The 11,891-nt window shown below is 67.3% G+C and carries 11 protein-coding genes; 3 read left to right on the forward strand and 8 right to left on the reverse strand.

Annotated elements, in window-relative coordinates; genetic code table 11:
- Positions 1-24: 24 nt before the first annotated feature.
- From ACFVVI_RS24260 to ACFVVI_RS24280, 5 genes are all read right to left on the reverse strand, one after another.
- Entirely contained in the window at positions 25-894 is an 870-nt protein-coding gene (locus ACFVVI_RS24260) for an alpha/beta hydrolase family esterase (RefSeq protein ID WP_387446990.1), read from the reverse strand.
- Between the two features lie 113 nt (positions 895-1,007).
- On the reverse strand, positions 1,008-2,114 hold the full coding sequence (locus ACFVVI_RS24265; protein WP_387446991.1) for a PDR/VanB family oxidoreductase: 1,107 nt from the start codon (positions 2,112-2,114) through the stop codon (positions 1,008-1,010).
- Complete coding sequence (locus tag ACFVVI_RS24270; protein WP_378989793.1) at positions 2,111-3,010, reverse strand: metal-dependent hydrolase; 900 nt, start codon at positions 3,008-3,010, stop codon at positions 2,111-2,113. The genes ACFVVI_RS24265 and ACFVVI_RS24270 overlap by 4 nt, the downstream gene beginning before the upstream one ends.
- Positions 3,007-4,785: an amidohydrolase family protein gene (locus tag ACFVVI_RS24275; RefSeq protein WP_387447029.1), complete on the reverse strand. Its 1,779-nt coding sequence runs from the start codon at positions 4,783-4,785 to the stop codon at positions 3,007-3,009. Before ACFVVI_RS24275 ends, ACFVVI_RS24270 begins: the two co-directional genes overlap by 4 nt.
- A gap of 21 nt (positions 4,786-4,806) precedes the next feature.
- A complete protein-coding gene (locus ACFVVI_RS24280) occupies positions 4,807-5,733 on the reverse strand; it encodes an alpha/beta fold hydrolase (protein WP_387446993.1) in 927 nt (308 codons plus the stop codon).
- A 212-nt stretch (positions 5,734-5,945) separates the two neighbouring features.
- Between ACFVVI_RS24280 and ACFVVI_RS24285 the strand changes: the two genes are divergently transcribed.
- Complete coding sequence (locus ACFVVI_RS24285) at positions 5,946-6,653, forward strand: TetR/AcrR family transcriptional regulator (protein ID WP_378989796.1); 708 nt, start codon at positions 5,946-5,948, stop codon at positions 6,651-6,653.
- A 47-nt stretch (positions 6,654-6,700) separates the two neighbouring features.
- Here ACFVVI_RS24285 and ACFVVI_RS24290 read toward each other — a convergent pair whose 3' ends face one another.
- Positions 6,701-8,623, reverse strand: a complete 1,923-nt coding sequence (locus ACFVVI_RS24290; protein WP_387446995.1) for an acyl-CoA dehydrogenase family protein — start codon at positions 8,621-8,623, stop codon at positions 6,701-6,703.
- A 106-nt stretch (positions 8,624-8,729) separates the two neighbouring features.
- Between ACFVVI_RS24290 and ACFVVI_RS24295 the strand changes: the two genes are divergently transcribed.
- Positions 8,730-9,356, forward strand: coding sequence for a TetR family transcriptional regulator (locus tag ACFVVI_RS24295; protein ID WP_378989799.1), 627 nt, complete (start codon positions 8,730-8,732; stop codon positions 9,354-9,356).
- Between the two features lie 67 nt (positions 9,357-9,423).
- On the opposite strand, the gene ACFVVI_RS24300 is transcribed toward ACFVVI_RS24295, so the two are convergent.
- Together ACFVVI_RS24300 and ACFVVI_RS24305 are read right to left on the reverse strand one after the other, a co-directional pair.
- The gene (locus ACFVVI_RS24300; RefSeq protein ID WP_387446997.1) at positions 9,424-10,491 is read right to left on the reverse strand and encodes an alpha/beta fold hydrolase; all 1,068 of its coding nucleotides are present in this window, start codon (positions 10,489-10,491) and stop codon (positions 9,424-9,426) included.
- Positions 10,492-10,660: 169 nt separating this feature from the next.
- Positions 10,661-11,458, reverse strand: a complete 798-nt coding sequence (locus ACFVVI_RS24305) for an SAM-dependent methyltransferase (protein ID WP_378989801.1) — start codon at positions 11,456-11,458, stop codon at positions 10,661-10,663.
- Between the two features lie 171 nt (positions 11,459-11,629).
- On the opposite strand from ACFVVI_RS24305, the gene ACFVVI_RS24310 reads away from it, so the two are divergent.
- Positions 11,630-11,761 (forward strand): hypothetical protein, encoded by a 132-nt coding sequence (locus ACFVVI_RS24310; RefSeq protein ID WP_378989802.1) that lies wholly within the window; start codon positions 11,630-11,632, stop codon positions 11,759-11,761.
- Positions 11,762-11,891 lie beyond the last annotated feature (130 nt).

Below are 11,891 nucleotides of genomic sequence, written 5' to 3' on the forward strand. Positions count from 1 at the left end.
CGGCCTGCCCCTCCGTCGCGGTCGCTACGGGCGTGGGTTGGCCTGGAACAACTGCCACATCCGGTCCAGCATCTCGGTGCGCCGCGTGCCTGTCGGCCAGGAATGGCTGCCGCCGTTGTAGACCCGCCACAGCACTTCGGTGCCGGATTCGCAATCCCAGTGCCGCGAGTCCTTGACGTCGGTGCCGCCGTCGGGCTGCTCGTTCTGGCACGGACGGTTTTCCCAGCTCCAGTACATGACGTGGCTGTAGGCGATGGGTTCGATGACGGTGGTGTCGTTGGCCGAGGCGAACACGCCCCACGAGACCGCGCGCGCGGGATCGCATCCGGTCGGTGGTGGCGCCGGTGCGTACACCGCGCCGGACGCGAAGACCTCGGGCGCGGTGCAGGCCGCGCGCGAGGCCATCTGACCACCGTTGGAATGACCGGTCAGATGGATGCGGTTCGGCGCCACACAGTATTTCGTGCTGACCTCGGTCACGACCTTCTTGATATGGGTCGCGTCGGCCGCGTCGGCGTTCCAGCCCCAACCGGGCGTGCCGTCCGGCTTGTTCTCGGTCTTGATGCCACGCGGGTAGACGACGATGAACTTGTGCTGATCGGCCAGGGCGTTCCAGCCCGACACCGCCTCGATTCCTTCGGGTCGGTCGTAGCCACCGTGGATGGCGACAACCAGCGGCGCACCGGCGGATACCCCCGCGGGTACGTGGACGCGGTAATACCGGCCGTCGAACGCGACATTGTCGGGGACCGGCGTCGTCGAACATCCGGTGGCCGGGCTTTCGAGAACCGCGTTGTCGGCGGAACCGGGCGCGGCCGCCGGCACCGCGAGTAGTAGGGCTGCGCAGGACGCGCCGAAGAGCGCGGCCAGGCGTTTCGTCAGAGAGGACGCCACGGAAACTCCTTGTGTGCGAACAGAATTGCACGTCGCACACTACGCGTACAGTGGTGTTCTTCAGTGTCGATTCACGGACACGGGCGGAGTCCGGCGCGCCGGGCCACTCGGGCTCAGAGGTCGAGGACCAGGCGTTTTCCCGCGCAGCGCGAGACGCAGGCCAGGGTGACGCCCGCGGCGTGTTCCTCGGGGGTCAGCGCGCCGTCGCGGTGGTCGGGGGAGCCGTCGGTGACGTGGACGACGCAGGTGCGGCAGAAGCCCTGGCGACACGAGTAGGGCTGATCGGGGCGGACCGCGAGCAGTGCGTCGAGCATGGTCTGGTCGGCGGCGACGGGCACGACCTCACCGGTGCTCGCCAACTCCACTTCGAACGCGGTGCCGTCGACGACCGGTGCGGGAGAGAACCTTTCGGAGTGGAACTCGATGCCCGCCATCGTGCGCACCGCGGCGACGAGGGCGGCCGTCATCGGGGTGGGCCCACAGCAGTAGATCGCCGTGTCGTGATCGACACCGTCGAGAAGGTCTGTGGCACCAGGTGTTCCGTGGTCGTCGTCGGTTCGCACCACGACGTGTCCGGAGAGTTCGGCGAGCTGGTCGAGGAACGGCAGGGTGTCGCGGCTTCGCCCGCAATAGACCAGCGTCCAGTCGATGCCGAGCCGGTCGGCGGCGCGCGCCATCGCCAGGATCGGGGTGATGCCGATACCACCCGCCACGAAGTGCAGGCGTTTCGCCGAAGAACCACGCCCGGGCGGCGCGAAGGGGAACGCGTTGCGCGGTCCGCGGACCACGACCTCGGTACCGACCGGCAGCTCGTCGTGGACCTCGATCGACCCGCCACCGCCCTGCGGAATGCGGCGCACCGCGATGCGGTACTCGCCGGTTTCGGCCGGGTCGCCGCACAGCGAGTACTGCCGCAGACGCCCGGACGGGAGTTCGATGTCGATGTGCGCGCCCGGTGCCCACCGGGGCAGCGCAGCACCGTCGGGGGCGCGCAGGCCCAGATCGACGACGGCCTGGTCCTGTGCCACCAGCACCCGGTCGGTGACGACCACCGGGAAGCGGGCGTCGTCGGCCCTGGTGAGGATCGGTCGGCGATTGATCAACGTCGACCAGCGAACTCGCAGGTTGGCCACGGTGTCGATCACCTTGGTGGTCGGATCGTGATCGTGCTTGCCGTACAGGTCCGGCGGGATCGCCTCGGGCGCGGGATACACGGTCACTGTGCCGCCGCCCTGGCCGCCGGGGACTTGGCGAGGTAGGCGATCGCCTGTTCGGTGGAGCCGACGTTCGCTGGGTCGTAGCGCGGATCGAAGGTGGACCCGGCGCTGATCAGCAGCGCCGGAATACCCGGCAGCGCACCGCGCCACATCGCCCCGAGGATCTTCCAGATCAGCGTGGGGTAGCCCATCTTCGGTAGTTCGGGATCCTGATTGACCAGGAACTTGGTGCCGCGCACGAGCAGACTGAGCAGGATCGGGATGACGATCAGCATCATCGCCGCACGGCGCAGGTAGCCCGCGCCGAAGTAGATCGCGACATCGTGGGCGACACTGCGGTGTTCGACCTCCTCCGCGCCGTGCCAGCGGAACAGGTCGAGCACACGCGGTTCGGCGCCGTGTTTTTCCAGGTCGGCGTTGAGAATCCAGTCGCCGAGCCAGGCGAAGAAATGCTCGAGGCTGGCAATGAACGCCAACCGCTCGACCAGCCGGGTCTGCGCCTGTTGCGGGCTGCCCTCGCGCGCGCCGAGGGAGTTCCGGAACACGTACTCCATCTGGCGGGTGTAGGGCGCGGTGTCGATGTGGTGGGCCGTGAACACCTGGTCGAGGACCTTGGCATGGGTTTCGGCGTGCATCGACTCCTGACCGATGAATCCGAGCATGGCCTCGCGCACCTTGGCATCGCGCACGTAGGGCAGCGCGTCGCGGTAGGTGGCGCAGAACATCCGCTCGCCCTCGGGCAGCAGCAGATTCAGCGAGTTCACCACGTGCGAGGCGATGGGCTCGGACGGCATCCAGTGCAGGGGCGCCGAGGTCCAGTCGAACTTCACATTGCGTGCCTGCAGCGCCACATCAGGTGCGCGCACGGTCCTGGCCGTGCGACGGAACGGGAGTTTCATCGGGTCTCCTGTGCGAGGGGAGCGGAGTTGTCGTGGCCGGCGCGCAGGAACCGCCCGGTTCCCCAGTCCGCGCCGATGCCGGGCGCTACTTCGCCCGCGCCGAAAACCCGGCGGCCGTTGACGACGGTGGCCACGACGGCGCGGTCGTTGCGGTTGACCATCCGGTCCAGCCCGAATTCGGGCAGCGGAGCTTCGTGGAGCTGATGTACCTGCTCGTCGAGCCCGGCCGGATCGATGACCACCAGGTCGGCTCGACCGCCTTCGCGTAGGTGACCGGCGTCGATCTGATACCAGTCGGCGAGCTCGCCGGTGAGGCGGTGGACGGCACGTTCCACGCTCAGGAACGGCTTGCCGGCTTCCTGCGCCCGCAGCACCCTTTCGAGCAACCGCAGCGGGAAGTTGTAGAATGACATGTTGCGCAGGTGCGCGCCCGCGTCGCCGAAGCCCATCTGCACGCCGGGGCTGGCGGCGAGCTTGTTCAGGTACTCGGGGCGATCGTTGGCGATCGTGGTGCGCCAGCGCAGCGCGGGACCGTACTCGACCACCATGTCGAGGTAGGCGTCGACCGGGTGCAGCCCGCGGTCCTTGCCGACCTGCCCGATCGACTTGCCGACCACCGATTCGTCAGGGCAGGCGATGATCTCGGCATCGAAGAAGTTGCGGTGCCAGATGCGCGGGGTGAACTTGTTGTCGTACTGCTTGCGGAACCAGCGACGGTAGGGCTCGCTCTGGAGCAGCTCGTTGCGTTCGACCTGGTCTTTCAGATGCAGGGCCGCGGCACCGGCGCCGAACTCCTCGAACACCACCAGGTCGATGCCGTCGGCGTAGACGGTGAACGGCACGGGCAGGTGCTGCCAGCGGAAGTCGGTGCGCGCGAAGCGATTCAGCAGCGGCGCGGCGTAGAGCATGAACCACACCAGCGGCGGGTAGGCCTTGGAATCAGCGGCCGAGAGCAGCGAGGTGCGCAGCTTGGGCCGGCCGATGCCGGCGCTGCCGACGAAGAACTTGGCGATGTTGGGGTTGAAGCCGACCGTAGGGGCGCTCTGCAGCACCCGATCGCGCCGACGCAGCACCTTGTTGAGCGCGCGCACCTCTTTGCCGCGGGTGTAAGTAGACGGCAGCGACCGCGACCGGTATTCCTCGCCATCGATCTTGTCGAGCTTGTTCGTCATCGACGACAAACCGAGGAAGCCGGCGTCGACCGCCGCGTCGAGCAGGCTGGTCATCTGCTCGATTTCGGCGGCGGTGGGCTTGGTGTCGCGGGTGACCGCTCGCCCGAGCCCGAGCACGTGCGTGCGCAGATCGGAGTGACCGAGGAACGCCGCCACATTGGGGCCGAGGGGCAGCGAATCGAGTGCCTTCGCGTACTCGGCCGGGTCCGACCAGGTGCGGTGCTTGTCGAGGGCGCCCTGAACAGCGTCGCGCGGCACGGCTTCGACGCGGCTGAACAGGTCGGCGCAGTCGGCGTTGGAGGCCAGGACGGTCGAGAGCGAGCAGTTGCCGACGACGACCGTGGTGACGCCGTGGCGCAGCGACTCCGACAGTTCGGGCTTGAGCAGCATCTCGGCGTCGTAGTGGGTGTGCACGTCGACGAAGCCGGGCAGCACCCACTTACCCGCGGCCTCGATCACCTCGGTGTCGGTGCCGATCGGTAGCGCGGTCGCGGAGACGGCCTCGACGATGCCGTCACGGATGCCGATATTGCGCCGGGCGGCGGGGGCGCCGGTGCCGTCGAACCAGAGACCGTCGGTAATGACGATGTCGAAGTCGAGCATGTGCTTTTCTCTCATTCGTCGTTACTTGGGCTGAGCCTGGATGAACGCGTCGGCGTAGCCGGCGATCGCGGCGGGGTCGGAGTAGGGCAGCCAGTGCCCGCGCGACAGGTCGTGGCGCACGACCTGATCGGCCCACTTCGCGGTGTCGTCGTAGCCCGCGGGGCGCACGGCGATGTCACGGGTGTTGACCAGCAACTGCACCGGCACGGTGGTGCGTCGTTCCCGTGGCCCGAACATGCGGGCCAGGATGTTGGCCCGGTAGAAGCGCAGCCCCGAGATCATGTCCTGTTTCAGGGTCGGCGCCAGCGAGATCTGCTCCGCGGAGGTGCCCTCGACCGCGCGAAGGAACAACTTCCAGACCTTCTCGGTGCCCACGAGCCGGAAGAACAGGTCCGGCAGGATCGGCAGCATGAAGAAGGTGGTGTAGGCCGAGGACAGGCACTGGCTGAGCGCGCCCCAGATCCCACGCGGGGTTCCCGACAGCACACCACGGCGCATCCAGGTGGCCAGGTGGTCGAGGTTGGGGCCCGAGATCGAGGTGAACGACGCGACGTACTGGTCCGCGCCCGGTTCGCACACCGCTTCCCAGACCTGGACCGAGCCCCAGTCATGGGCCACGACGTGCACGGGTTCGGTGGGGCTGACGGCCTCCACCACGGCGAAGAAGTCGGTCGCGAGCCGGTTCAGCTCGTAGGCCGACACCTGGGTCGGCGCGCTGGATTGCCCGTACCCGCGGGTGTCGTAGGAGATCACGCGGTATTTGTCCGACAGCAGCGGAACGACGCCGTCCCAGAGGTGATGGGTATCGGGCCAACCGTGGACGAGAACCACCGGAATGCCGTCTTGTGGGCCGAATTCGTAGACAGCGAGTGAAATGTCGCCGTTGCGCACCAGATGCGTTCTGGATGACGCTGCCCCGGGAGTGTGGTTTCCGGTTTCGCGCGTCATACGAGACTCCTTCCGGCACGGGGCTTCGTTGCTCCGTGCGCAATCAATAGTACCGCCGGTACCATTTTCTGGTACGCGTAGTACCGGGAATATCTTGAGGATCGGAAGGGCCGCTGTCAACACCCCCTCGGCGTCCGCCCGCGATACGGCGGCCTGTGCCTCGCCGGGCGCCGCTATCCTGGCCGTACGCGAAGGGCGGATCAGGGAGAACAGTGACTACATCGTCTAGGCCGGCTCGCCGGTCGCCCGTACGGTTGCTCACCCGCGAACAGGTCATCGCGGGCGCGGTGCGGTGCATCGACCGCGACGGACCCCAGCTGAGCATGGAGGCGCTGGCTCGCGAGATGGGCGTCGCCAAACCGCGTCTGTACCGCATGTTCGCCGACAAATCCGAGCTCGACGGCGCGGTCTCGGACTGGCTCGTCGCGCAGATCTACGCGGCCGTCGCGCCGGATCTCTCGCTCATCATGCAGCCGCCCAGGGTCACGATCCATCGGTTCCTCACCGCCTACGCCGGGGTCATCGCCGAACATCCCGACGTGTTCCGGTTCCTCGTCCTCACCCAGAGCGTCTCGGGCGCCGACCCGGACGCTCGCCCGTTGGACATCGGTCGGCGCCTGTCGCACGATCTGGCCGAGCGCAGCCGCAGTGTGCTGTCCTCGGTCGCGCTCGATACCGACGGTATCGATCATCTGCTGCGCGGCATCGTCGGATTCGTCATGGCCGTCACCGACCTGTGGCTCGACACCGATCCCGTCCCGCTGCCGGACCCGACCGCACTGTTCGTCGATCGGACGACCAATGCGGTCGTGCAGTTGTTCGACGGCTTTCTCCGCGAGAAGGGCGTCGTCATCAAGCCCGATATGTCGGTGGCGGCGACTCTGGCCACCATCACCGAGAACGCGCCGCCGCCCGACTGACCGCGGTTGCCTCCGCGCGATGCGCGGAGGCAACCGCCGTTGCTGGATCAGGCCTTCATCTCGTAGGTCCCGGCCAGCGCGCGCGCCCTGCCGAGCACCCGTTCGAAACGGGATTCGTCGAAGGCAGGCCGGCGAACCAGGTCGAGGGCCCGGCGCTGCTGGGTGGGGGTGGCGGTCGGCTTGTTGTGCAGGTTGAGCGCGTTCGCGGAGAAGGTCCGCACGAAACCGTCGAAGATCTGGTCGATCACTGCCCGGTCGGTGTCGTCGATGCGCGCCTGCTCCAGCACCAGCTGCGCGTAGGGCACCGCGGTGAACAGCTCACCGAACGCGAACAGGAAGTCCACGTCCTTCTGCTGCGACGAGGTCGGGGCGGCGACCGCGAGCAGCGCCTGCAGCGCGAGAACCTGCTCGAGGAACACCGCCACATTCGCAACGTCGCGGAAGCTCTCGAACACCGGGCGCCAGTCCGCGAAGCGAATGCGGCCCAGGCCACTGCTCGGGCCCTGCCGGAACAGGAACTCGTCGTCGGCGGTGTCGTGCCGGGAGGGCACCGGAGCGTAAGCGGCGCTGGCGAATTCGGCACGCAACGGCTTCACGACCGCGCCCAGACGCGGGGTGATCTTGCGGCTCGACCACGTCAGGGCGCCGGCGACCGCACGAGTGGCTCCCTTGGGTGCCACCGAGGCGCCCGGCAGCGACTGCATCGCGGCCAGACCGGCGTCGGCGGGGTGGAACATGTAGTTGGCCATGAACTTCAGCGACAACGCCATGTTCACGTGGACGGTGCCCTCCAGTCGCGGCAGGCCGAACATGGCCGTCATCGCGACCGGGAAGTACATGTCGTTCTCGAACCCACGCGCGGCGATCACGTCGGCGAGATCTTCGATCACGCGCTGGCCCTGCCGGGTTACCGACATCTTCTCGATGGCGTTGAACAGCAGGTAGCGGCGGTCATCGGGTGAGGCCGAGCGCATGTAGTCCACCGCGCGTGCGCTGTAGAGCTTCATCGCGGCGATGCGCGCGTAGGAATCGGTGATCAGCGCCCGCACCTGGGGGAACTCGGTGACCCTGTGCCCGAACAGGATCCGGTTCTCGGCGTGGTTGATCGCCTCGTAGAAGGAGTGCTCACAGGCGCCGACCGCACCGAAGCCGAGGTTGAACTTGCCCACGTTGACCGTGTTCATCGCCGCGTGGAACGCGTCCTCGCCACGGTGGAGGATGTCCTCCTCGGCGACGGGGTAGTTCTCGAGATCGAACGCCGCGACATAGATCTGGCTGTTGACGACATTCTTCCTCAGCTTGTACGCGTCGTGCTGGGAATCGGCGACGAAGAAGAGATACCCCTCGTAATCCTGCTGCGTCGGCTTGCCCCGCAGTGCCGCGGCGCTGTCGATGATCGGCTTGTCCGAACGGCGCCCGAACACCGAGACCATCGAGGCCAGGTTGCCGTTGCCGATGTAGTGCTTGCCGCCGGTCGCGGTGTAACCACCGTCGGGCTGCGGGTCGACGATCATGTCGGTGGAGTACACGTCGGCGCCGTGTTCCTTCTCCGACAGGCCGAACGCGAAGATCTCCCCGGAGTCGAGCTGGGCAGCGGCCTTCTTCTTGGCCACGGCGTTGTCGCTCTGCCAGATCGGGCCGAGGCCCAGGATGGTGACCTGCCAGACGTACCAGTAGGTCATGCCGTAGAAGCCGAAGATCTGGCTCAGCATGGCATTGCGCGCGGTGTCCCAGCGCTTGTCCGGGTCACCGGCGGCCTCGGCCGCCGGGGTGAGGAAGGTGGCGAACAGCCGCTCCTTCTTGGCGAAGTCGAGGAAGTCCGACGGCCAGACGCGGGACCGGTCGTCGTCGAGCAGCTGGGTCTTGCCGCGGCTCTCGAACCAGTCGACCGTCGCGCGCAACAGCCGGCGCGTCTGCGGGTCGAACTGCGCGAAGTCGGCGGTGTTCGGGTTGAAGAAATCCTGGGGCATCGTCGCTCCTCTTGCGGGCGTCCAGCACGGTCGGACGGTTCATTCGCCACTGTAGCATTTTCGTACATCAGTGTAGGAATGCCGAGGTGGTTGCTATGGTGGGCGCATGGGTAGCGAGACGGCACTGCAGCGGCGAGGGCGGGCCGCGCACCTCGGCCCCGAGCGGCGCAGACCGCAGGTGCTCGACGCGGCGCTCGCCATCGCCGCCGACGACGGCATCGCCGCGGTCACGATGGGCGCGGTCGCCGACTACATGAAGGTCACCCGCCCGGTGATCTACGCCTGCTTCCCCGACCGGGTCGAGCTGATCGACGCGCTGATCCAGCGCGAGGAGAGTTTTCTGATCTCGGGTGTGCTCGACGTGTTGCCGCCGCGCGCGACCAACGCCGACGAGACGGTGTTCGTCGAAGGTTTCCGCACCCTGCTCAACAAGGCGGCCGAGCGCCCCGATGCCTGGCGCCTGATCTACGGCAACCCCGATCCCGCCGTCGCCGGTTCCTTCGGACGTGGTCGTCAGCTGGCAGTCGAGCGCTGCACGGCGTTGCTCCGGCCCACCCTGCTGGCCTGGGGAGTCGACGACGCCGAACGTAAATTGCCCGCGCTGGTGGAGCTATGGGTCTCGGCCGCCGAAAGCGCGGTCCGCACCCTGTTCGCCCACCGCGACGAGTGGAATCCCGATGACCTCGGTGCCTTCGTCGGCTCGGCGGTCTACCGCGCCATGCGCAGCGCGTGATGCCCGCGGCGTAAGCGGCGCGCGGGGGTGCGCGGGGGTGCGATCGATCGACCCCGGGGCCGTCGGGTCAGTGCGTGGGTGAAGGTGTGCGGGTGGACAACCGCACACTGTCGAGGAAGTCTGCGATCGTCGCCCAGGTGGTGTCGCGGGCGGTGGGGCCCGCGATGATGCCGAGATGGCTTCCCGGGACCTCGGTGAACCGAACCTGCGCCGCGCCGGTGAGGACCCCGATGCCTGCCGCGACCGACGCCGACGAGGCCAGTGCGTCCTTGGTGCCGCCGATCAGCTGCGTCGGCGCGGTGAGTCCGGTCAGATCGATCGCGCGATGCGGGCCCAGATGCACTGTGCCCTTGAACATTTCGTTGCGGATGATCAATTGCCGGTAGGCCTGACGATAGAACCGGCCCGGGTAGCCCGGCATGGTGTCCATGAACCGGTCCACCGATTGCATGCGGGCCAGTGCCTCGGTGTCGGCGATATTGCGGGCGATGTACCAGGGCTTGGTGAGTTCACGGTCGATCGACTGGATGCGGAAACCCGCCCGCACCCCGTACTTCGGCACGCCGCCTGCCACGCGGACCGGCACGGTGACCTCGCGGCCGCCGGTGAGCTGCCCGAATTTGCGGGCCAGCGAGATCTGACCGTTGCGGCGCTGATCGAACGGGGTTCCCACCGCGGTGACCGAACCGATCGGCAGGTCGGCGTGCCCGGCGGCGGTGAGCACGCTGATGGTGCCGCCGAAGGACCAGCCGATCAGGTCGACGGGGGAGTGGCTGTTGTCCGCGCTGACCGCCTCGATCGCGGTGGGCACGATGTCGTCGACCCATTCCTCGAAGCCGAGATCGCGGTCCGCGTAGGTGATCTCGCCGTAGTCGAGCACATAGACCTCACGTCCCAGCTCGAGCAGGAATCGCACCAGGCTCTGGCTGGGTCGCATGTCGTAGCAGGAGATCGTCACCGCCAACGGCGGCACGAGCAGCACGGGATCGCCGGTGGCGGGGGTGGAGCGCCGGTAGCGCAGCAGCCTGCGGTGCGGTTCGTCGTAGACGATGTCCGACGGCGTCGGCGCGTACGGCTCGACGCCGTCGTTGAAGAGCGCGACCACGTTGCGCAGTGCAACCGACAGGGGGCCCATGTAATTCTCCGGAACGTCGAGACGGTGGGAGAAAACTAACTGTAACTCCCTGTATCACCATATCTTGTCCCTGAGGCTTCCTCCGAATCCGCGGGCGATCCACGCGGCCGCGCCCCATGCGAGCAGGGCTCGGATGGGGCGTGTCGCGGGTGGCGGTCGGCGGCGTGGGTCAGGGTTTGCGGGCGACCGCGCCGTACGCCGAGATCGGGAGGACCTGGCCCACCTCGGCAGTTTCCGGACGCCACTGGGTGATCGAGACGACGCCCGGTTCGACTACTTCCAGCCCGTCGAAGACGCCGCGGATCTGGGCCTGCGGGCGCGGGACGTACGGTGTGCCGCCGGTGCCGGTGTAGTTCTCGCACAGGGTGACGTAGGCCTGGCTGTCGTCGGTGCCGTCCCAATAGATCAGGTAGCTGCCCGAGGGCACTGCGCCGACCACGGTGCCCACGATGCGCAGCAGGTCGTCGTAGGTTTTGGCGTGACCGAGAACACCCATGAACATCACCGCGATCGGCTCGTTGAAGTTCAGCACATTGCGCGCGTCGGCGACGATCTGTTCGGGGTCGTGGAAGTCGGCGTCGATGTAGGTGGTGACGCCTTCGTCGGTGGTGCTGGTGAGCAGTGCGCGCGCGTGGGTGAGCACCAGTGGGTCGTTGTCCACGTAGACCACCTTGGCGTCCGGGGCGACGCCCTGGGCGACCTCATGGGTGTTCTGCATCGTGGGCAGGCCGGTGCCGATGTCGAGGAACTGCTTGATGCCGCGTTCCTTCGCCAGGAAGCGGACGGCCCTGATCAGGAACTGCCGCGACTGCACGGCCATGGTCGAGATGTCGGGGTCGACCGCCAGCCCGGCGTCGCCGGCGATCTTGTCGATCTCGTAGTGGTCTTTACCGCCCATCCAGTAGTTCCAGATCCGTGCTGAATGGGGGATATCGGTCCTGATCATCGGGGTCTGCACGTCGGCCATGAGCCTTGCTCCTCTGCAACTTTGACAGTGGCGCGCCCACCCAGGGGAGAACCACCAGCGACATAGCATCTGATCTGGCTGCGACAGTACAAGATTGGCACTGAAACGGTCGGGTCAATCCGTGAACGTTCACCGCTGCGTGCGACGGCCGGAATCGGGTAAAGCCGCTCCATGACGACACTGCGCAGGAATGCTGTAGCCACCGTGTCCGTCGCCGCCATCGATCTGATGTGTGGCGCGCAGGCCGATCCGGACACCCCCATCCGGGAAGCCGATCTGACGGGTGTTCTCGTGCCCAAGTGACACCGGAAGCCCGGTCCGTGGGTATCCGTTTCGGCAGCGCCGATAGTTCGATCTCACTGTGTGATCCCCATTCCAAGTGTTCACTGCGACAGAGACGTTCGGCCGGTAGCATCGCTAACGGCCCGTAAGG

Origin of the sequence: Nocardia sp. NPDC058114 (assembly GCF_042884695.1) — a bacterium.
In the GTDB taxonomy this organism is placed as follows: Bacteria; Actinomycetota; Actinomycetes; order Mycobacteriales; family Mycobacteriaceae; genus Nocardia.